Annotated in this window: 17 protein-coding genes; 8 read left to right on the top strand and 9 right to left on the bottom strand. The window is 61.9% G+C overall.

Translation table 11 applies throughout. The annotated features are described in order from the left end of the window. Positions 1–21: 21 nt before the first annotated feature. Positions 22–909 carry a pyruvate, water dikinase regulatory protein gene (locus tag QM659_RS03325; protein ID WP_127079171.1) on the bottom strand — a complete coding sequence of 296 codons (888 nt, stop codon included), beginning with the start codon at positions 907–909 and terminating at the stop codon, positions 22–24. A 321-nt stretch (positions 910–1,230) separates the two neighbouring features. Between QM659_RS03325 and hemE the strand changes: the two genes are divergently transcribed. The 4 genes from hemE (at position 1,231) to QM659_RS03345 (ending at position 5,037) form a co-directional block, all read left to right on the top strand. After that, positions 1,231–2,277 carry a uroporphyrinogen decarboxylase gene (hemE, locus tag QM659_RS03330; RefSeq protein WP_415187361.1) on the top strand — a complete coding sequence of 349 codons (1,047 nt, stop codon included), beginning with the start codon at positions 1,231–1,233 and terminating at the stop codon, positions 2,275–2,277. A gap of 114 nt (positions 2,278–2,391) precedes the next feature. Next, a complete protein-coding gene (gene hemJ, locus QM659_RS03335; RefSeq protein ID WP_415187362.1) occupies positions 2,392–2,832 on the top strand; it encodes a protoporphyrinogen oxidase HemJ in 441 nt (146 codons plus the stop codon). Between the two features lie 384 nt (positions 2,833–3,216). Then, on the top strand, positions 3,217–4,482 hold the full coding sequence (rho, locus tag QM659_RS03340; protein WP_127079165.1) for a transcription termination factor Rho: 1,266 nt from the start codon (positions 3,217–3,219) through the stop codon (positions 4,480–4,482). A 120-nt stretch (positions 4,483–4,602) separates the two neighbouring features. Beyond that, the gene (locus QM659_RS03345; RefSeq protein ID WP_415187363.1) at positions 4,603–5,037 is read left to right on the top strand and encodes a GNAT family N-acetyltransferase; all 435 of its coding nucleotides are present in this window, start codon (positions 4,603–4,605) and stop codon (positions 5,035–5,037) included. A 48-nt stretch (positions 5,038–5,085) separates the two neighbouring features. Here QM659_RS03345 and QM659_RS03350 read toward each other — a convergent pair whose 3' ends face one another. From QM659_RS03350 to QM659_RS03370, 5 genes are all read right to left on the bottom strand, one after another. Then, complete coding sequence (locus tag QM659_RS03350) at positions 5,086–6,003, bottom strand: prephenate dehydratase (RefSeq protein ID WP_127079161.1); 918 nt, start codon at positions 6,001–6,003, stop codon at positions 5,086–5,088. 240 nt (positions 6,004–6,243) lie between these two features. Then, positions 6,244–6,966 carry an amino acid ABC transporter ATP-binding protein gene (locus tag QM659_RS03355; protein ID WP_415187418.1) on the bottom strand — a complete coding sequence of 241 codons (723 nt, stop codon included), beginning with the start codon at positions 6,964–6,966 and terminating at the stop codon, positions 6,244–6,246. A gap of 77 nt (positions 6,967–7,043) precedes the next feature. After that, positions 7,044–7,736, bottom strand: coding sequence for an amino acid ABC transporter permease (locus QM659_RS03360; protein ID WP_415187364.1), 693 nt, complete (start codon positions 7,734–7,736; stop codon positions 7,044–7,046). Between the two features lie 7 nt (positions 7,737–7,743). Continuing rightward, complete coding sequence (locus tag QM659_RS03365) at positions 7,744–8,478, bottom strand: amino acid ABC transporter permease (RefSeq protein WP_415187365.1); 735 nt, start codon at positions 8,476–8,478, stop codon at positions 7,744–7,746. A gap of 57 nt (positions 8,479–8,535) precedes the next feature. After that, entirely contained in the window at positions 8,536–9,444 is a 909-nt protein-coding gene (locus QM659_RS03370) for an amino acid ABC transporter substrate-binding protein (RefSeq protein ID WP_415187366.1), read from the bottom strand. 298 nt (positions 9,445–9,742) lie between these two features. Between QM659_RS03370 and QM659_RS03375 the strand changes: the two genes are divergently transcribed. The 3 genes from QM659_RS03375 (at position 9,743) to lon (ending at position 13,048) form a co-directional block, all read left to right on the top strand. Next, positions 9,743–10,030, top strand: a complete 288-nt coding sequence (locus QM659_RS03375; protein WP_415187367.1) for a DUF3175 domain-containing protein — start codon at positions 9,743–9,745, stop codon at positions 10,028–10,030. A gap of 183 nt (positions 10,031–10,213) precedes the next feature. Then, on the top strand, positions 10,214–10,621 hold the full coding sequence (locus QM659_RS03380) for an Hsp20/alpha crystallin family protein (protein ID WP_127079150.1): 408 nt from the start codon (positions 10,214–10,216) through the stop codon (positions 10,619–10,621). 15 nt (positions 10,622–10,636) lie between these two features. Continuing rightward, positions 10,637–13,048: an endopeptidase La gene (lon, locus tag QM659_RS03385; protein WP_415187368.1), complete on the top strand. Its 2,412-nt coding sequence runs from the start codon at positions 10,637–10,639 to the stop codon at positions 13,046–13,048. Positions 13,049–13,156: 108 nt separating this feature from the next. Here the strand turns inward: lon and QM659_RS03390 are convergent, their stop codons facing one another. Then, on the bottom strand, positions 13,157–13,375 hold the full coding sequence (locus QM659_RS03390; protein WP_127079146.1) for a hypothetical protein: 219 nt from the start codon (positions 13,373–13,375) through the stop codon (positions 13,157–13,159). A gap of 159 nt (positions 13,376–13,534) precedes the next feature. Here QM659_RS03390 and QM659_RS03395 point away from each other — a divergent pair, with 159 nt between their 5' ends. Further along, positions 13,535–15,757 carry a glycogen debranching N-terminal domain-containing protein gene (locus tag QM659_RS03395; protein WP_415187369.1) on the top strand — a complete coding sequence of 741 codons (2,223 nt, stop codon included), beginning with the start codon at positions 13,535–13,537 and terminating at the stop codon, positions 15,755–15,757. A gap of 721 nt (positions 15,758–16,478) precedes the next feature. Here QM659_RS03395 and QM659_RS03400 read toward each other — a convergent pair. Both QM659_RS03400 and QM659_RS03405 read right to left on the bottom strand, forming a co-directional pair. Beyond that, positions 16,479–18,932, bottom strand: coding sequence for a xylulose 5-phosphate 3-epimerase (locus QM659_RS03400; protein WP_245434078.1), 2,454 nt, complete (start codon positions 18,930–18,932; stop codon positions 16,479–16,481). 48 nt (positions 18,933–18,980) lie between these two features. After that, entirely contained in the window at positions 18,981–21,107 is a 2,127-nt protein-coding gene (locus QM659_RS03405) for a glycoside hydrolase family 3 N-terminal domain-containing protein (protein WP_415187370.1), read from the bottom strand. Between the last annotated feature and the right edge of the window lie 55 nt (positions 21,108–21,162).

The raw sequence follows: 21,162 nt of genomic DNA on the forward strand, positions 1-21,162 counted from the left end.
CCAAAGCGAAGTGCTATTTTTCTAGCGACGGCTCCCCTCATAGATCGCGATGATCTGAGCGGCGGTTTCCTCAATCGATTTTCTCGTCACGTCGACGAAATGCCAGCCATTCTGCGAGCAAAGTCTCTTCGTGAACGCTATTTCATTCTTTATAACGTCGGTGTCGACATAATCTTCAAAATTATTGCTGTTGAGCGCAAGCAATCTGTTGCGCCTGATCTCGGAGAGCCTTTCGGCGCTTGCGACAAGGCCGATGACGAACGCCGTCTTCAAACTCGTCAGGTTCGGCGGCGGCGGGATGTTCGGCACGAGCGAGACGTTCGCCGTCTTGTAACCGCGGTTCGCCAGATAGATGCTTGTCGGCGTTTTCGACGTGCGGCTCGCACCCACGAGCACGATATCGGCCTTGTCGAGATCGTCCGTGCGCTGGCTGTCGTCGTGCGCGAGCGTATAGTTCATCGCCTCGATGCGGCGGAAATAATCGGCGTCGAGCGTGTGCTGCGCCGCGACGACCGCGTGAGCCGGCATTTTCAGATAGTCCTCGAATGCCTTCAAAACGGGGCGGAGCACGGCCACGCATGGCACGCCAAGCTCCTCGCAGCGCGTTTCCAGAAGCTCCGCGAGATTCGGGTTCGCGAGCGTGAACAGGACGATGCCGGGCGACGCCTCGATATGCTGCAACACGACGGCAAGTTGACGCGGGTTGCGCACGAGCGGGTGCATGTGCCGGTTCGGTTTCGCGCCCGGAAGGCGCACCACGGCCGCCTTCGCCATGGTCGTCAGCGTCTCTCCGGAAGCGTCGGAGACGAGATGCAGGTGGAAGTGCTTTGCGGTGGGGACAGCTGTCAATTCCGGGGATAAAGCGCCCTCTTCGGCGCTTCGCTCGGGCTTGGCATTTTCCGGGGCCATTGAGTCCTCCACGCCAATTAAAAAAGAACGCACAGCTCGTGACGCTCTGGAAAAAAAGCCCTTGGTTCTTACCCGGCCCGCGACCTGCGCTGAGTCTTCACAGGTTGTCCCCTACGTTATTCATTGCTGAGAGGGGCAAAGCAAGGCTAAAGAGCAGGGATGAAAGCCCCCGCAAGCGCGATTTTTCAACAAGAACTCGTCGCGACGCATCGGCAGGAGAACGTGCTCTCCAAACAAGGGGAAGAACGCGGCACAACGCGATGTTTCCGCAAGTTGCCTCCCCTATAAGAAACAACAGAACCTTAAGATGGAATCTTATTGATGAACATCGCCGCTGACACGCCGAAGACCGATCCGAAGTTCATTGCCGCTCTGAAGGGCACCGCCCACAAGGCACCGCCCATGTGGCTCATGCGGCAGGCCGGACGCTATCTCGCCGAGTATCGCGAAGTGCGCGCTCAGGCAGGTTCGTTCCTGAACCTCTGTTACAATCCCGAACTGGCGGCGGAAGTGACTCTCCAGCCGATCCGGCGTTTCGACTTCGATGCCGCGATCATCTTTTCAGACATCCTCGTCGTGCCGCACGCCCTCGGCCAGCATCTCGAATTCCGCGAGGGCGAAGGCCCGCATCTCGATCCCATCACGAGCCTCGCCGATCTTTCGAAGCTCTCCGTCGAGAAGGCAAAGTCCACATTTTCCATCGTGTACGAAGCGATCGACCGCACCATCACAGGGCTTGGCGATCGGACCCCGCTGATCGGCTTCTGCGGCGCGCCGTGGACGGTGGCGAGCTACATGGTCGAAGGCCATGGGTCGAGCGACTACCGCGCGGCGAAGCTGCTCGCCTATCGCGAGCCGGAAACCTTCAAGGCCATCCTCGACCTGCTCGTCGACGCATCGGCGACGTATCTCATCGGCCAGGTGAATGCGGGCGCTCGCGCTCTGCAGATTTTCGACAGCTGGGCGAGCGCACTTGCCGACAACGACTTCGACGCCTTCGTGATCGAACCGACCGCCGAGATCGTGAAGCGCGTGAAGGCCGTGCATCCGAACGTGCCGGTCATCGGCTTCCCGCGCGGCGCCTCGCCGAAATACGCCGATTACGTGGCCCGCACCGGCGTCGATGCGCTCGGCTGCGACACGGCCGCGCCGCTTCCGACGATTGCCGCCCAGCAGGACAAGGTCACCGTGCAGGGTAACCTCGATCCGCTGTTGCTGCTTGCGGGCGGCGATGCTATGGACCACCGGGTGAACGCGACGCTGGAGGCTCTGGCCGGCAAGCCTTACGTCTTCAACCTCGGTCACGGCATTCTTCCGGATACCCCCGTCGAGCATGTCGAACGTCTCATCCGCCAGGTGCGCGGCTGAGGCCGTCGCACTTGTTCGGACGATCCGAACGAATCGAGCTATAGCGAGATCTGAAGCGCCGGGGTTTGCGGCGCTTCGAAAACCGCCCGTGAACGGCCTGCCATGATCAGTCTCATGAATGACGCCTATCTTTACCTGAAGTCCTTTCACCTGATCGCGGCCTTCGCGTGGATGGCGGGCATGTTCTACCTGCCGAGGCTCTACGTCTATCACTCGCAGATCGGGGTCGGCACGCCGCAGTCCGAGACGTTCAAGGTCATGGAACGTCGGCTTCTGAAGGCCATCATGAACCCCGCGATGATCGTCACCGTGGGGCTCGGCCTGTGGATCGCCTTCGTCACGGACTATATCGACTGGCGGCATGCGCCTTGGCTGCATGCAAAGATCGCGCTGGTGATCGGCCTGCTCGTCATCCATGGTTTCCTCGCCAAATGGCGCAAGGATTTCGAGGCCGACCGCATCCCGCACAGCACGCGCTTCTTCAGGATCATAAACGAAATTCCGACGTTGCTTCTGGTCGGGATCGTCCTGCTCGTCATCGTGAAGCCTTTCTAGGGGAGCTTTTGATCCCGACATTTGCTCGCTGCAAGCGAATGCAAATGGCGGAAACCAATAACATCGGTAAAGCGGTCTCTTCTTGAAGGTCAGAGGTCAATCTGATCGGATCCGGCTCCAGGTCTTCTTCTCACGGGAAAAAATGAGACGGGGCTTTTTCCCGTCTTTGCGAAGGGCGCAAACGCTGCTATATTGGCGCTTGTCGTTAAGCGTCCGAGATTTGCCGTTCAAAGATCGGTCACCCCGATCCTGCATTTGAGTGAAGCAGCCGCGATCTGCCCTCCAGACAAGACAAGCGGCTCAGCGAACGTCCTCTCCTCCCCCGGTTCGCGGGCTCCACTGTCCGCTCCAACTCATGCTCCCCCAAAAAAGTCGTCGACCATCATGCAAGAAATGAAGCTTCAAGACCTCAAAGTTAAATCCCCTACGGAACTTCTTGCGGTCGCCGAGGAATTCGCAGTCGAGAATGCGAGCGCGCTCCGCAAGCAGGAGCTGATGTTTGCGATCCTCAAACAGCTCGCGGCGCGCGACATCGAGATCACGGGCGTCGGCGTTGTTGAGACCTTGCAGGACGGGTTCGGCTTCCTCCGGTCTCCGGATTCGAACTATCTTCCAGGACCGGACGACATTTATGTCAGCCCCAGCCAGATCCGCCGTTTCGGCCTGCGCACGGGCGACACGGTCGAAGGCCAGATCCGCGGGCCCAAAGAGGGCGAGCGCTATTTCGCGCTGCTCAAGGTCAACAAGATCAACTTCGACGACCCGGAGAAGATCCGCCACAAGGTCCACTTCGACAATCTGACGCCGCTCTATCCAAACAGCTGGCTGAAGATGGAAACCGACACGCCGCAGTCGAAGGATCTGAGCCCGCGCGTCATCGACATCGTGGCGCCGCTCGGCAAGGGTCAGCGCGGCCTGATCGTGGCGCCGCCCCGTACCGGCAAGACCGTCCTGCTCCAGAACATCGCGCATTCGATCACGGCGAACCACCCCGAGTGCTATCTCATCGTTCTTCTCATTGACGAACGCCCCGAAGAAGTGACCGACATGCAGCGCTCGGTGCGCGGCGAGGTCATCAGCTCCACCTTCGACGAACCGGCATCGCGACACGTGCAGGTGGCTGAAATGGTCATCGAGAAGGCCAAGCGCCTCGTGGAGCACAAGCTGGACGTCGTCATCCTGCTCGATTCCATCACGCGTCTCGGCCGCGCCTACAACACGGTGGTGCCGTCCTCCGGCAAGGTGCTCACCGGCGGCGTGGACGCGAACGCGCTGCAACGCCCGAAGCGCTTCTTCGGCGCGGCACGCAATATCGAGGAGGGCGGCTCGCTCACCATCATCGCGACGGCGCTGGTCGAGACCGGCAGCCGCATGGACGAAGTGATCTTTGAAGAATTCAAAGGCACCGGCAACTCCGAACTCGTGCTAGACCGCAAGGTGGCCGATAAGCGCGTGTTCCCGGCGATGGACATCGCGAAGTCCGGCACCCGCAAGGAAGAACTGCTCGTTCCGCAGGCTCAGCTTCGCAAGATGTATGTACTGCGCCGCATCCTGAACCCAATGGGTCCGATGGACGGCATCGAGTTCCTTCTCGACAAGCTGCGCCAGACGAAGTCGAACGGCGATTTCTTCGATTCGATGAATACGTAAAGCGCCGGGCGGCTTGCCTGCTGCCGCTTGCGTCAAACCATATTCGCGATCGCACAAGGCCGGGCTTTCCGGCCTTTTTGCTGTCCACGCGTGAGAGCGCGGTACAGCGCCGGAGGGGACATGATCGCTTACAGAACAATGACGTCGGACGACCACGCCGCGATCATGGCGCTTCTCGATGCCATGCCCGGCGTTAAGGTGCGCGATGCGGATTCGTTCGAGGGGTTCGCGCGTTACCTCAGGCGCAATCCCGGCCTGAGCTTCGCGGCGGAAGAGGATGGCGCGTTCGTCGGCTGCGTTTTCGGCGGCCACGATGGGCGGCGCGGCTATCTCTATCATCTCGCCGTCGCACCGACGCATCGCAGGCGCGGCATCGCATCCGCCCTCGTGCGCAACGCGTTGGACGCGCTGGCAGCGGAAGGCATCGGCAAGGTTCACATCGATCTCCTGGCTGACAATGCCGATGGCCTCGCCTTCTGGCAGGCGGCGGGCTGGTTCGAGCGCCCCGAACTCGTGCGGCTGTCGTTCCTTCCGACCGGCAACCCGCAGGGGTGAAAGCGGCCGATGCGCCGGTTCCTCAGATGGAAAGCGCGGGCGACCCGCCTACCGCGCGGAGAAAAGCGGGTGGGGATCGTCGTCCAGCGGCGCCTTCTTCAGCGTCTCGCGGAATGGGCTCGCCGGATAGGTGCCGAGCACCACAAGCTCGGTCGAGTAGAACGCCAGTTCCTCCAGTGCGAGCCTGAGCGAGCGATCCTCCGGGTGGCCTTCAACGTCGGCATAGAACATCGTGGCGCTGAAGCTGCCTTCCGGCTGATAGGATTCGAGCTTCGTCATGTTCACGCCGTTCGTCGCGAAACCGCCGAGCGCCTTGTAGAGCGCGGCGGGCACGTTGCGGACGCGGAAGATGAAAGTCGTCAGCGTGGGCCCGTTGCCGGACGCCGGCATCACCGCTTCGTCGGCAAGGGCGAGAAAGCGCGTTGTATTATGCGCCGCGTCCTCGATGTCGCTTTTCAGGATGCGCAGGCCGTAGATCTCGGCGGCGAGCTTGGAGGCGATGGCGGCCTTGGTCGGGTCGCCTTCCTCAGCCACCATGCGCGCGGCCCCGGCGGTGTCGGCCTCGGGAACGGGGCGCAGGCCCAGCCGCTGGATTGTGTTGCGGCACTGGCCGAGCGCCTGCGTATGGCTGTGAACCGTCTTCAGCGTGGCCAGATCCACGCCGGGCAGCGCCATGAGCTGGTGATAGATGCGCTCGAAATGCTCTCCGACGATATGCACGCCCGAATGCGGCAGGAGGTAATGCACGTCGGCGACGCGGCCAGCGACCGAATTCTCCACCGGAATCAGCGCATAGCGCACTTCGCGGTGCTTAACGGCAAGCAGCGCTTCCTCGAAGGTGGCGCAGGGAAAGGGTTCGAGCGACGCGTCGTAATTGATGCAGGCGATATGCGAATTCGCGCCGGGTTCGCCCTGATAGGCGATCTTCGCGGGCGTGGCCGTCGCGGCCGTTGCAATGGATGTCATCACTCTAACCTGTTTCGCCGGAGCGGCGCGCGCCTTCACCTTGCGAGGATATCGCGCGCATTTTCAAGATCGGCTTCGGTGTCCACCCCGAGACACGCGGTGTCAACCGCAGAAATGGGAATGTGGCCCGGAACCGTCGGCTGTTGGCGGCGCGCGTCGCCTTGACCCGCAGGTCGCTTCGGTTGGGGCGTTAACCGCTCGTTAACAAAGGTTAACGCCCGTTAACTTTTCGCCGCTTCATCAATGGGAGAGGATTTTCGAGAGGAAGAGCTGCGCGCGCTCGGAGCGCGGACTGCCGAAAAACTCTTCCGTGGGCACGTCTTCGACGATGGCGCCCCTGTCCATGAAGATAACCCGATTCGCCACCTTTCGCGCAAATCCCATTTCGTGCGTGACGACCATCATCGTCATGCCCTCGCGGGCAAGTTCGACCATCACGTCGAGCACCTCGCTCACCATTTCCGGGTCGAGCGCGGAGGTCGGCTCGTCGAAAAGCATGGCGATCGGGTCCATGGCGAGCGCGCGGGCGATGGCGACGCGTTGCTGCTGCCCGCCCGAAAGCTGGCCCGGATATTTCGGCGCCTGATCGGCGAGGCCGACGCGCTGGAGCAGCTTCCGCGCCTTTGCCTCCGCTTCGTCCTTGCCGCGCTTCAGCACCTTGCGTTGCGCGAGCGTGAGGTTTTCCATGATGGTGAGATGCGGGAAAAGCTCGAAGTTCTGGAACACCATGCCGATATGCGAGCGAAGCTTCGGCAGGTTGGTCTTCGGGTCGTTCACCTTCTGACCGTTGACGAGGATGTCGCCCTGCTGAAACGGTTCGAGCGCATTCACGCATTTGATGAGCGTGGACTTGCCTGAGCCGGACGGCCCGCACACCACCACCACCTCGCCTTTTTGAACCGATGTCGTGCAGGCGTCGAGCACCTGAAATTCCGGCGTGTACCATTTGCTGACGCCGATCATCTGGATGACGGGCGCGCCGGGGGACTGTGTCGCGGCCGAAGTCGGCGTTGTCGTTGCCGTGGTCATGAGTGGAAGCCCTACCGAATGATTGCCGTGTGCGCCTGCAAGCGTCGGACCGCCTGCGAGGCCGCGAAGGAAATAAGGAAATAGACGAGCGCGGCGAAAATATACATCTCCGTCAGGCGTCCGTCGCGCTGGCCGATCTTGCCCGCGATGCCTAGGAAGTCGTTCAGAGACAGCACGTAAACGAGCGAGGTGTCCTGAAAAAGGACGATGGTCTGCGTCAGCAGCACCGGGAGCATGTTGCGAAACGCCTGCGGCAGCACGATGCGCCGCATCACCTGCGAATAGGTCAGGCCCAGCGCATAGCCCGCCGCGACCTGTCCTTTCGGCAGGGACTGGATGCCCGCGCGCATGATCTCCGAGAAGAAGACCGCTTCGAAAAGGCTGAAGGTGATCAGCGCAGTGAGAAACGGATCGATGGGGATCGGACGCGGCGAGCCGACGATCTTTTGCGCGATGAACGGCACGAGGAAGAAGAACCAGAAGATCACGAGCAGCAGCGGCAGCGACCGCACGAAGTTCACATACGCGCCCGCGATCTGCGGCAGCGGCCATACGCCCGACAGGCGCATCAGCGCGAGCACGGTGCCAAAGAGAGTGCCGAAAATCGCCGCGAGAATCGTCAGCTTCAGTGTGAAGACCATGCCCTCCAGGAAGAGGTAGGGCAGCGCGTCGATGACGACCTGAAAATCGAAGTTCGAGAACATCGCCGCCTCACTTCGCCACGAGCATGCCGGGAACGGCGACGCCGCGCTCGATCCGCCGCATGACCGTTGTCACCAGGATGTTAAGCACAAGGTAGATCAGCGTCGCCGCCGTGAAGGCCTGAAAAGTTTGAAACGTGTAGCTGTCCATGTTCCGAGCGCTTTGCGTCAGTTCCGCCACGCCGATGGTCAACGCGACCGACGAATTCTTGATGAGGTTCAGAAGCTCCGACGTCAGCGGGGGGAAGACGATGCGATAGGCCATCGGCAGCAGCACGTTGGTGTAGCTCTGCCGCGTCGTCAGGCCGAGCGCGGTTGCCGCCATTTTCTGGCCGCGCGGCATGGACGTGATCGCCGCCGAAAGCTGAACCGCGACGCGCGCCGATGTGAAGAGGCCCAGCCCCAAGGCGGCCGTGTAGAAATTCGCGTGAGGAATCTGCTTCATCCACATGCCGATATCGCGCGGCAGAAGCTCGGGCAGCACGAAGTACCAGAGGAAGAGCTGGACGAGCAGAGGGATGTTGCGAAAGAACTCGACATAGCCTCCGCTCAAGCGCCTCACCAGCGGAGAGGGAAGCGTGCGGCAAACACCGACGATGGATCCCATCACGAAGGCAACCAGCGCCGCGATTATTGAAATTTCGAGGGTCAACTGAAGGCCGAGCAGGAGGGTATAGGCATAGGTGCCCGTTCCCTCCGCAGACTCCTGCCAGAAGATGCTGAACCAATCGACGATCTTGTCCACGGCCCCGTCTCCGCGCTGCGAATAAGAAGCGAGGCGCCGGAGCGCCTCGCGATGCGATTAACGAATGTACGCGTCAGGATCGGCCGCATCGAGCGGGGCCTCGAACTGCTTTGCGAGCGCGGGCGACAGCGGCAGATTGAGGTTGATGTTCTTCGGCTGAATCGGGCTCTGGAACCACTTCTTGTAAAGTTCCGGGCCTTCGGTCTTGTAGATCTCAGCCGTTGCGGCATCGACAACCTTCTTGAACGGCTCGTCGCCCTTCGGCAACATGATGCCGTAAGGCTCGGCCTTGGAGAACGAGTCCGTGGAAATCACATACAGGCTCGGATCCTTCGAGTTGGCGGCAAGGCCCGCCAGCAGGATGTCGTCCATCACGAAGGCGACGGCGCGATCGGTCTCTACCATCAGGAACGCTTCCGCATGATCCTTCGCCGCAAGGATCGTCAGCCCGAGATTATCCGCCTGATTGCGTTCGTTGAGCTGCTTGATGTTGGTCGTGCCCGCCGTGGAAACGACCGTCTTGCCCTTCAGATCGGCAATCGCTTTGATGTTGCTGGCCTTCTTGGTGACGTATTTGCTTTCCGAGAGGTAATGCGAGTTGGTGTAGGAAACCTGCTTCTGGCGCTCGGCGTTGTTGGTTGTCGAGCCACATTCGAGGTCCACCGTGCCGTTGGCGATCAGCGGGATGCGCGTCGAGGACGTAACCGCGACGTAGTTCGTCTTGATGGTGTCGTCCTTCAGCTCTTTCTTCACCGCATCGACGACCTTTTCGCAGATGTCCATCGCGAAGCCGACGGGCTTGTTTTCGGCGCCAAGATACGAGAACGGGATCGACGTTTCGCGATAACCGATGGTGATGGTGCCGGTGTCCTTGATCTTTTTCAGTGTACCCGTCAGATCTTGCGCCTGAGCGAGCCCCGGCATTGCAAACAAGGCAAGTCCGAGTACCCAGCGGGAAAGGGCCATGAATGCAAACTCCTTTGTTGGTTGGTTCGGCGGATGAAGAGCGCGTTGTCAGAATAGGCAAAAAGTCAGCGCGAGTGGCATTATATGTTTCATCTGCTCACAGTAAATCTGCATGTGAAACGGGCAAGCCTCATCTGTGCTCAATTTTACGCCATTTGCATAAGCACGCGTCCCCGTGACGCACACCCTCATGGCAGGCATTCGGTCTTTGTGCTCACGCATTCGTTGCCGAGAACTTCGCCTGCACGTCAGAGTTTCCCCCTGATGCGCTCTATGGAGGCGCGTTGGGAGAAAGCACATGCCCCGTCGGAACACGTGGTCGCAGCATGTGACCGAAACGAGCGATGCGTTGAGTCTTGAGCCCGATGTGTTCACGCTTGACGATCCGAAGAAAATCGCCGCCTCGCTGAAGGCATCGGCGGAAAGGAGCGAGCGCCGCAAGGCGCCTCCGTTCCGCTCCGCCATGTCGATGCTCACCTTCTACATCAACCGCGCGGGCCGCACACTTCCCGACGAACGAAGGCATGTGCTCGAACGCGCGAAGGTCGAGCTTCGCAAGCTTTACGGGAAAGCCCCGCGCGAATGACCGTCGGCACACCTGCGCCCTTGCATACCGATCGAGCGCTTAATCGATATTGCGAAGCCTTGAAAGCTATCCCACCCATCGTCCATATTCTTCAAGGAATAGCAGGCATCTCCATTCCCTCGATCCGGCCGGTCTGTTGCGTCTCATGCGCAGTCCGAGCATTCGATGTCAGGAACGCACTTCATGACAAAAAAGGAATTCACGACCTGGATGTGGTTCGAGGCGCTCGACCGCCTTTCCCGCGCCCAGCGTCTTCACCAGCAGTTCTTTCAGGTTCATCATCAGGCGGGGCAACCGGCCTGGGAGCCGCCGGTCGACGTTCTCGAAACGAAGACCGAGGTGCTGATCCTTTGCGCGTTGCCGGGCGTCGATCCCGAAACCGTGGATGCGGTGATCGAGGGCGGCATGCTTACCGTCTCCGGCAAACGCTCGCTGCCGGAAGAACTGCGCACGGCTCTCATCCATCAGCTTGAGTTGCCGCAAGGACGTTTCGCGCGGCGCATTCCGCTACCGCCAGCGCATTACGTTTCTGTCCAGCGGCAGGCCGCCAACGGTTGCCTGCTCATCACCCTCGAAAAGAAATCTCTCTGACAAGGAAGCGGCACAATGGATCAATCCAACACCGGTCCGGCGCCGGAGGCCGAAACGCAGCTTGGTGAAACCGTGGCAGACGCCAACGAAGGCTCCAACTCCCTCCTAATCCTTCCGATCCGGGAGACGACGATATTCCCGGGCACGCTCTTTCCCATCTCCATCGGCCGGCCGATTTCCATCGCGGCGGTTCAGCAGGCGATGCGCGAGGAAAAGCAGATCGGCATCCTTATGCAGCGCGACAGCGCGAACGCCGAGCCCCACGGCAATGACATGCATCGCGTCGGCACCGTCGCGAACATTGCGCGCTACGTCACTGCGCCGGACGGCACCCATCATGTCATCGTGCAGGGCGTCGAGCGGTTCCGTGTGCTCGACTTCCAGCAGGAACGCCCCGTGCTCGTCGCGAATGTCCAGCGCATCGTCGAGCCATCGGAGGATGGAGCGGAAATCGAAGCGCGCATGATGGTACTGCGCCAGAAGGCGGTCGAAGCCCTGGAGCTTCTGCCGCAGGTGCCGACGGAACTCGTCAACGCGATGCAGAACGCGACGTCGGGCTCGATGCTGGCCGACCTCGTGACGGCCTATATGGATATCCCGAGCGAGCAGAAGCAGGAAATCCTCGAAACCATCGACCTGCCCATCCGCATGGACAAGGTTTCGCGGCTTCTGTCCGAGCGCATCGAGGTGCTGCGCCTCACGCAGGAAATCGGACGGCAGACGAAAGCGGTGTTCGACGAGCGCCAGCGCGAGGCCGTCCTGCGCGAGCAGATGGCCGCGATCCAGCGCCAGCTTGGCGAGGGCGACGGCAAGGCCGATGAAATCGCGGAACTCTCCGCAGCCATCGCCAAGGCGCAGATGCCGTCCGAGGTCGAGACGCAGGCGAAGAAGGAACTGCGCCGCTACGAGCGTTTGCCCGAGCAGGCTGCCGAAGCGGGCATGATCCGCACCTACCTCGACACGCTCACGGAACTGCCCTGGGCGCTGCCGGATGAAAAGCCGATCGACATCGGTCAGGCGCGCAAGATCCTCGAAGACGAGCACTTCGGCCTCGACAAGATCAAGCAGCGCATCATCGAATATCTCGCCGTCCGCAAGCTCGCGCCGCAGGGCAAGGCGCCGATTCTGTGTTTTGTCGGGCCGCCCGGCGTCGGCAAGACCTCGCTCGGCCAGTCCATAGCCCGCGCGATGGAGCGCCCCTTCGTGCGCGTCAGCCTCGGCGGTGTGCATGACGAGGCGGAAATCCGCGGCCATCGGCGCACCTATATCGGGTCGCTGCCCGGCAACATCATTCAGGGGATCAAGAAGGCAGGCCAGCGCAACGCCGTCATGATGCTGGACGAGATCGACAAGATGGGGCGCGGCATTCAGGGCGATCCGTTCGCGGCGATGCTCGAAGTGCTCGACCCCGAGCAGAACAATACGTTCCGCGACGCCTATCTCGGCGTGCCGTTCGACCTGTCGCGCGTGACCTTCATCGCGACGGCGAACATGCTGGACACGATCCCAGGCCCGCTTCTCGACCGCATGGAAATCATCCAGCTTTCGGGCTACACGGCGAAAGAGAAGCTCGAAATCGCGAAGCGCTACCTCGTGGTGCGCCAGCTCGAAGCGAACGGCCTCACCGCCGAGCAGGCGGCCATCGATGACGACGCCTTGACGGGCATCATCGAGGATTACACGCGCGAGGCCGGTGTGCGCTCGCTCGAACGCGAAATCGGCAAGGTGTTCCGCAACGTCGCGGTGCGCATTGCAGAAGCGCCCGGCGAAAAGGTACAGATCCACCCGGGCGACCTCGTGGCCATCCTCGGCCAGCCGCGTTTCGAGAATGAAGTGGCGATGCGCACCAGCGTTCCGGGCGTGGCGACGGGGCTCGCCTGGACGCCGGTCGGTGGCGATATCCTCTTCATCGAGGCGACACGCGCGCCGGGCAAGGGGGTGCTGATCCTCACCGGCCAACTCGGCGACGTCATGCGCGAAAGCGCTCAGGCCGCGCTCAGCCTCGTGAAGAACCGCGCGGCGTCGCTCGGGCTCGATCCAACCGTTTTCGAGAAGAGCGACATCCATATTCACGTTCCGGCGGGCGCGACCCCGAAGGACGGGCCGAGCGCGGGCGTGGCGATGTTCACCGCGCTCTATTCGCTGCTTTCGGGGCGCACGGTGCGCAGCGACACGGCGATGACGGGCGAGATCAGCTTGCGCGGCCTCGTGCTGCCGGTCGGCGGCATTAAGGAAAAGGTGACTGCGGCAGCCCGCGCCGGGTTGACGCGTGTTATGTTGCCCGCGCGCAATCGCCGCGATTACGACGACATCCCGGAAGAGACGCGCAAGAGCCTGGATTTCATCTGGCTCGAACGGGTGGACGATGTGATTGCGGCCGCGCTCGAAAGCGAGCCTCAACCCGAAGCTCCGGCCTCGGTGCACTGATTTCAAGGCTGTCCGCGAAATCTCGGCGCGGCGCGCTCAAAGGCGCGCAACGCCGGGTCTCATCGGCAGGGGCCGGACGGGCGGCAAAGCCAAGCCCGGCTGGATCGATCAGGACGGACGAGGAAATTTCTCGACGTTCTCTTCCGTGAACTCCTTGTCGAGTTCGGCTTCGAGATCGAGCAGATCCTGCGGAGGCGTGTAACCGAAGGCACGAGCCTGGTTCAGTTTTTCCTTCAACTGGATGTAGAAGCCGAAGCGGTCTTCGGGCGCGTCCGCAACCGTTTGCAGGAGAAGATCGAGTTCAGCTTTCAGCGCTTCGAAGGCCATGTCATTCTCCCATGAAACTGATCGCGGTTTTATGCGATGATGCAGTAAAATATCCTGAAAAGCATCAACAATTGCCCGAGCGGCGGCGCTTTGGCGCCGGGTCATTTGTTAACAAGAGGGGTCGGGGGGCCTAACCGTCAGCGAACGAAGAGGTCTTGAATGCTGGATGCGCCGAAAGAAACGAGCGCCTGCGACACGATACCGGAGAGCGAGCAATCCCCGTTCTATATCGCCTCGGCAGGCGCTCCATCGCGGCCGCGCTGCATTCTGAAGCAAAACGATTGCTTCGCGGTGATGGACAATTACGGCGACATCGGTTGTGCCAGCGATGAAGCCAGCGGCCTTTATTCGCACGACACGCGCCACCTGTCGAAGCTGTCGGTGTGCGTCAACGGCGAGATGCCGCTCCTGCTCGGCTCGACCATGCGCGACGACAATCTGAACATGCGCGCGGACCTGACTAACCCCGACATCCATGTCGACGGCGAAGGGATCGGGCTTCTCAAGGACACGGTGCATATCAAGCGCACGATCTATCTCCACAATGGCGGCCTGGCGCAACGCAACGCGTTCGTCAATCATGGCCCGGAGCCGGTCTCGCTCGACCTCTTGTTTCATTTCGACGCCGATTTCGCCGACCTGTTCGAGGTGCGCGGTATGCGGCGCCCCGCGCGCGGCTCCCTCAAGAAGAAAGTCGTCGGCAAGGACAAAGTCACGCTTCATTACACCGGCCTCGACGGAAAGGTGCGCGAGACGACGCTTACCTTCCAGCCTGCTCCGGTCGAACTGACCGAGACGACGGCGCGTTTCAAGATTAGGCTCGCGCCGCGCGAGACCGAGCGCCTCTATGTGGCGATCAAATGCGATGGCGAAGGGCAGCCCGCCGCCGATTCGTTCCTTTGGGGCCTGTTCCACGCGCGCCGCGATCTGGTGGGCAAGCCGCACGAGATCGCAAGCGTCACCACATCGAATGCCGTGGCGAACGAAATCATCTGCCGGTCGCTCGCCGACCTTCGCATGCTGATGACGAAGACCACGGACGGCAAATATCCCTATGCGGGCATTCCGTGGTATTCCACCACATTCGGGCGCGACGGTCTCATCACCGCGATGCAGCTTCTGTGGTTCGACCCCGCCGTGGCGCGCGGCGTGCTGAAACGGCTCGCTCGTTTTCAGGCCACCACCTTCGACGACGCGGCGGATGCGCAGCCCGGCAAGATCCTCCACGAGATGCGCGGCGGTGAAATGGCCGCGCTCGGCGAGGTGCCCTTTGGTCTCTATTATGGCAGCGTCGATTCAACGCCGCTTTTTGTCCTGCTCGCGGGGCTTTACGTCGAACGTACGGGCGACCTCGCATTTCTGCGCGAGATCTGGCCGAATGTGATCGCGGCGCTCGATTGGATCGAGGGGCCGGGCGATGCGGACGGCGACGGCTTCGTCGAATACGCGCGCGCCAATCAGAACGGGCTTGTCAACCAGGGCTGGAAGGATTCGCACGACGCGGTGTTCCATGCCGACGGCTCGCTTGCGGACGGGCCGATCGCTCTGGTGGAGGTGCAGGGTTACGTTTACGCGGCGCTGAAGGCGGCGGCGGATTGCGCGAAGCTTCTCGGCGAAATCGAGCGCGCGGATACGCTGATCGCAAAGGCGGAGCTTCTTCGCCTCAAGTTCGAGGCCGCTTTCTGGTGCGATGACATGGGCACATACGCGCTGGCGCTCGACGGAAAGAAGCAGCCCTGTCGCGTTCGCACGAGCAATGCCGCGCATGCCATGGCAACCGGCATCATGATGCAGGAACGGGCGCGGCATGTGGCGAATGACCTGTTGCGGCCGCGTTTCAACTCGGGCTGGGGTATTCGTACCGTCGCTTCAGGCGAGGCGCGCTACAATCCGATGTCCTATCACAATGGTTCGATCTGGCCGCACGACAACGCCATCATCGCCATCGGCCTCGCCCGCTACGGGCTGACGCAAGGCATCGGCCCGATCTTCGACGGGCTGCTACAGGCGGCGTCCTATATGGATCAGCGGCGGTTGCCGGAGCTGTTTTGCGGTTTTCCGCGTCGGCGGAGCCGGGGCCCGACGCTCTATCCTGTCGCGTGTTCGCCACAGGCTTGGGCGAGCGGCGCGGTGTTCCATTTGCTTCAGGCGGTACTCGGGCTGCATTACAGCTTGCCAAACCGCACAATCACATTGCGAAACCCGGCGGTGCCGATATCGCTCGGCGAAATCACGATCCGCAACATGAGGCTCGGCGATGCGTCGATCAGCTTCACGGTTCGGCCGGAGCCAAGCGGAACGGTCTCCGTCGGAGTGCTAGAACGGTCAGGGAAGATCAATATCGCCGTTCTTCTCGATGAGGGCGACAGCGCCGCCGCATGAGTGCGGCGGGCAAAATGATGTGGCGGTCGCTCATGCACGCGATGAGCGACCTCGCGCCGGATTTTCGGCTGTTGTGTGCGCCGCGGTCCGCGGAAAGCGCGGCGATCACGAAAGCAGGAGCCGGATCGGGCGGCCGGTAATCGCCGGTCTTGCTGCTTTCGACGGTCTCAATTCAGAAAAGCGACTGTCCCTTGGCGAGGTCTGAAGACTCGCCGTCGCTGCTTAAACGCAACGGATACAAATTCTGGAGCTCTGCATCGTTCGCCGTGCGAACCTGAGTATCGGTAGAATGTTCGATCTTGCTAATGTTTAGCGAAGCCAAAGGTTGGCGGGGTCGAGATCGAATTCTTCCTTGATGAAGGCGAAGATGGAAGAGAGGCCGTCAAAGAGAATATTCATGATGTGCTCCGTTTTTCTTCAGAGATGCAGGTTTTGCATCGATGAGAGGCTTTATAGGAACAAATCGTCACTTTTTTATTAACAAAGAATACACCAAGTCATGTGTAGAACGTGTTCAGGTTTTTTTGGCGGTAATTTAATTACTTGAAAAGCGCGAAAAGCTTCTGGATGTTGCGAGGTGTTCCACGGGGCGTTGCGTAGTTGCAACGGTTTGCACGATCTTGAAAAAACAAGGGCGGAGACATTACCCCCGCCCTTCCTCGATCAAGATTTTGCCCGGTCTGAAAAGGGCGAGACCACCGACCATCCCGCCTCAAAACCGTCAGATCACGGCATGCATCACGAGATGCGGATTGCCGTGCCCGTCGATTGTACGGACTTCTTCCTCGCTCAGGACTTCGTGCGCATCCTTGCCGATGAGCTTCGCCGCCGCGCGCGCGATATGCGCCCAGGTCGAGTAGTTGGCGAACAGGAGGCCCGCCGCGTCGAGCGTGCCGCCGCGATTGACGTAGCCCAGCACACGCAGGTGCTTCGGGCCGCCATCGATGCGCCGAAGCACGCCGATGATAGGCTCAGGCCGCGTATGCGTGACGACGACGCGCGGCAGTCGCGCCGGGAACAGCGCTTCCAGTTCCGCATCGGACAACACGAACTTGCCTTCGACGTGGTCGCGCGGCTCGCGCAGGCGCCCTGGCTCGACGACGATAGTAATCGCCACCTTGACGCCCTTCGCTTCGAGCCGCTTTCCGGCCTTGATGGCCTCCACCAGCTGATAAGAGCCAAGCGCGATCAACTGAACGTCCGCTGACGCGAGATCGCCCGAGTACGTCGCCGCGCCCTTCTCATAGAGCTTTACCGCGAGTTCCGGCGAAACGAGCGACGGCACCGGGCGCTTTGATACGACGAGCGTGCCGATGGTGCCATGGTCGCGATAGATCGTGCGCAAAGCCTCGACGGCGGTATTCGCGTCCACTGGGAACAGCACGCGCGACGTGTCCGACATTTCGCCGAGCAGCGCCTCGGCGAGCGTCGGATCCTGGTGGGACTGTTCGTTCTTGCCGTTTTCCCACGCATGCGACGTGGCGATGACCGGCACGCCGATCCAGCCAGGCTTCTTGCCGATATGCTTCTGGTGCCGCGCGAAGATGATGTCCTGGCGGAGCGCGCCGAGCATCTTGACTGCGAAGGCTTCGTAGCTGACCGAGAGATTGAGGCCGCCCTTGTTGCCGAGCGCCGCGCCGATCACGGCCTCTTCGTTAAGCGCCGTGATGATCGCGCCTTCGGTCGATTCCGGCACGCCCTCTTCCGGCACGTTCACGCGGTGCTTGAGATGCGCGAGCGTCTGGCTCATCTGGTTCGAGCCGAGTTCGTCCGGGTTGCCGACGCGCGGGCGAAGGTTCGGGTTCGCCTTCACGAGATCGACGAAGAAGCGGTCGACAGCCGCCATCGGCGAGACGTCGCCACCGACCTCGGACCACACGGGTTCGGGGAAAGTCGGCGTCGCCACATTACGCGCGGCAATCGGATGGTCGCCTTCCTTCGGGCGGTGCTGCTCGGCATGCACGTTGAACGCCGCGATGGACTCTTCGAGTTCTGCCGGCGGCACGAACAGTGCTGCCGCGCCCTCGTTGAACTCCGCGCGAGCGGCTTCATCGTGGCGCGGATTGCCGATGAGCGGCGTTCCGTGCGCGCGGTTCGTGCCGGCACCGGGGAAGCCGTAGCCCTTGATGGTGCGCGCGACCGTGTAAGGCAGACGGATCGGATAATCGCGCTTGCCCGCGAGCGTCAGCGCGCCGCGACCTTCAAGCTTGAACTCCGAAATGAGGATCGCCCAGGCGAAAGCGGCCGGGTCGGTTCCGTCGATATCGATCGGGTCGAAATTGTTGATGCGCAGATGGTCGTTCAGCCACTCGGTGCCGCCCTGCTGCTCGATCTCGCTGCGTTCCTCGATGCGGCGGCCGTTCAGGATCATGATCGGCGAAACGAGCCCGCTATCGCCCGGACGCCACCAGCGCGGGGACCATTCGCTGCCGCGCTGCTCCTCGAAAGCGCCGTCGGAGAGGATCGCGACGAGCTTCTCGCCCTTCAGCGGCATGTGGACATATTCCACTTCCGCGAAACCGAGATAGCCGCCTTCCATCGTCGCGCCCGCCGTGTTCGGATTTGCGTGGCTGCCGAGCGGAACGCCGGGCGAGCCGTCCGGTGCGATGGCGTAGGAATAGAAGTCGCGCACGAGGTTTTGCAGGCCCGCCGCGTCGCGTGTGTAGCGGTCTTTCTGCTGCGGCGTCTGATTATCGAGCAGAAGATTCACGGATTCGATGGCGGCGACGGTGTGTCCCTGCCCCATGACCCATGAGCGCGTTTCGCCGGTCAGGGCATTCGCGAGGAAATAGCCGACATAAGCGGGCGCGACGTTGAGCGAGCCGCCGGTATGGCCTTCCGGCGCGTGCTTGAAGTCCTCGGGAGCGAGGGGCCGGCCTTCGAGGTCGACGCGGGTCGCGTAGGTCATGTGAACGACGATCCACATCGCGGCGCTTGTCAGGCGGTCGGCGGCGATGAGCTTATGCAGGATCTCGTCGAGGTTCTTCGCCTTGCCCGCCTTGATCAGCGTCTCGGCCAGCCCGTAAATGCGTACCTGGGTAACGTCCTGGTGCTTGACGACACCATAGCCTTCGGCCCACTTCCGGAACAGCGGGTTCTGGCCGCGCAGGGCTGCAGCCAGCTCCGACACGTCGAGAGACGTGTGATTCGCAAGCTCGTATTCCGATTCAGACATGTATCATACCATCCGTTTGAGGGGGAGGAAGTTGGGTCATCGCGCCGGTTATTCGTTCGTTACGATATGAACGCGACAGCGTTTTAACAATGAAGAGGCGGCGCCGGGGCCTGTGAGGATTTCGATTTCGCCGGGTTCGAGACGCGGTTTCCCATCGGCGTCGGGGAAGGAAAAAGCGTCCGTAGTCAGATGGAAGCGCGCCGTAACGCGTTCGCCGGGAAGAGCTTTTATCCTGGTAAAGGCTTTCAGTTCGAGCAGGGGCCGCGTCACGGAAGCGAGCGGATCGCGGATAAACAAATATACAGTTTCTTCGCCCGCCACATCCCCGATATTCGCGATGTCGACTTCGACGGTAAGGATCTCTCCCGGCCTCAAGGTTGCGACGCTTGCACGCGGCTCGGTATAATCGAAGCGAGTGTACGTCAAGCCGTGGCCAAAAGGAAACTGCGGTGCGTTCGGCACGTCGAGATATTTGCTCGTGTCGTGATTTTCGGGGTCGGCGGGGCGGCCCGTCGGGCGTTCGCCGTAGTAGACGGGGATCTGGCCCGCATCGAAGGGCCAGCTCAGCGGAAGCTTGCCGCCGGGCGCCGCTGCGCCGCTGAGGATATCGCCAAGCGCGTTGCCGGCTTCAGAGCCGAGAAACCAGGCTGCCAGAACGGCGTGCGCCTTCTCGAACAGCCACGGCGCGACCAGTGGGCGGCCGGATGTCAACGTCACGATAACCGGCTTGCCGAGCGCGAAAACGGCCTCGGCCAGCGCGCGCTGCGCTTCGGGAATGACGGGCCGTGCGCGGCTGTTGGCCTCGCCCGACATGTTGGCGGTTTCCCCGAGGAACAGAAGCACCGCATCCGATGCGCGCGCGGCTTCGAGCGCGGCGGGGATATCTCCGCCGTTTGCGTGGATTACGGTTGCTTGCGGAAACGCTGTCTCCACACCTGCAAGGAAACTCACCGTTTCGGAAGCTTCGCCCGCCGCCCGCCAGGGTCCGAGCATTTCGCCTGGCGCGTCGGCCAATGGTCCGATGACGGCGAGGCGGCCCGTTTGAGCCGGGAGCGGCAGCGCGCCGTTGTTTTGCAGGAGCACGACGGATTGCCGGGCGGCCTCGCGGGCCAGCGCCCGGTACGCCTCGATCGTTGCGGGCGCAAGCGCGCCCTCGCCGCGCGCGTAGGGCTTTTCAAAAAGGCCGAGCGCGAGTTTCAGCGCAAGCACCCGGCGCACGGCGGCGTCGATGGTCTCGATGCGGACGAGACCGCGCGCGAGCGCTTCCGGCAACCCTTCGGTGTAGGTGCCGCTCGCCATGTCGATGTCGACGCCCGCATTCAGCGCGAGCGCCGCCGCTTCCGCCGCATCTGCGGCGACGCCGTGCTTGATGAGTTCCGCCACGGCGAAGAAGTCGCTGACGAGCACGCCATCGAAGCCGAAGCGTTTGCGCAGAACACCGGTCAGCAGCGCGCGATGCGCGGTCAGCGGCACGCCCGCAAGTTCGATGAAGGCTGGCATGATGGCCGCAACGCCGGCATTCACGGAGGCGGCGAAGGGCGGAAGGTAAACCTCTTCCAGTGTGCGTTGCGAGAAGTCGGCGGAAGCGTATTCGCGCCCCGCATTGACGGCGGCGTAGCCCGCGAAGTGCTTGGCGGTTGCCGCCACGGCGTCGCTGCGCGCAAGATCGTCCGTCTGGAAGCCCTTCACCTTCGCCTCGGCGAAGCGCGCCGTCACAAATGGATCCTCGCCCGCGCTTTCGACGATGCGGCCCCAGCGCGGATCGCGCGCCACGTCGAGCATCGGCGCGTAGGTCAGCGCGATGCCATCCGCCGCCGCCTCGACAGCCGCCGCGCGCGCGGTGCGCGTCCACAAGTCGGGCTCGAAGGCCGCCGCTTCGCCGAGCGGCACGGGAAAGATCGTGCGATAGCCGTGCAGCACGTCGAGCGTGAAGAGAAGCGGGATTTTCAGGCGGGAGTTTTCTACGGCAGCCTTCTGCCCCAGCAGGATTGCGCTCGCGCCACGCAAATCGAGAACGCTGCCCGCGCGGCCCGCCGCAATATCGGCCAGCTTCGGCGCCAGAAGCGTCGAACCGGCCGCGTCAAAATCGGCCCTTATCATCGTAAGCTGGCCGACCTTCTCTTCGAGGGTCATCGCCCGAAGCAGGCCTTCGATCCGTGCAGCGTCTTCCATCATCGAACGCAGCCTTGGCCCTTGGGTGGTCAATCTTCGACTTACGGATTATAAGGAC

It is taken from the genome of Rhodomicrobium sp., from assembly GCF_047605405.1.
GTDB classification, from domain to species: Bacteria; Pseudomonadota; Alphaproteobacteria; order Rhizobiales; family Rhodomicrobiaceae; genus Rhodomicrobium; species Rhodomicrobium lacus.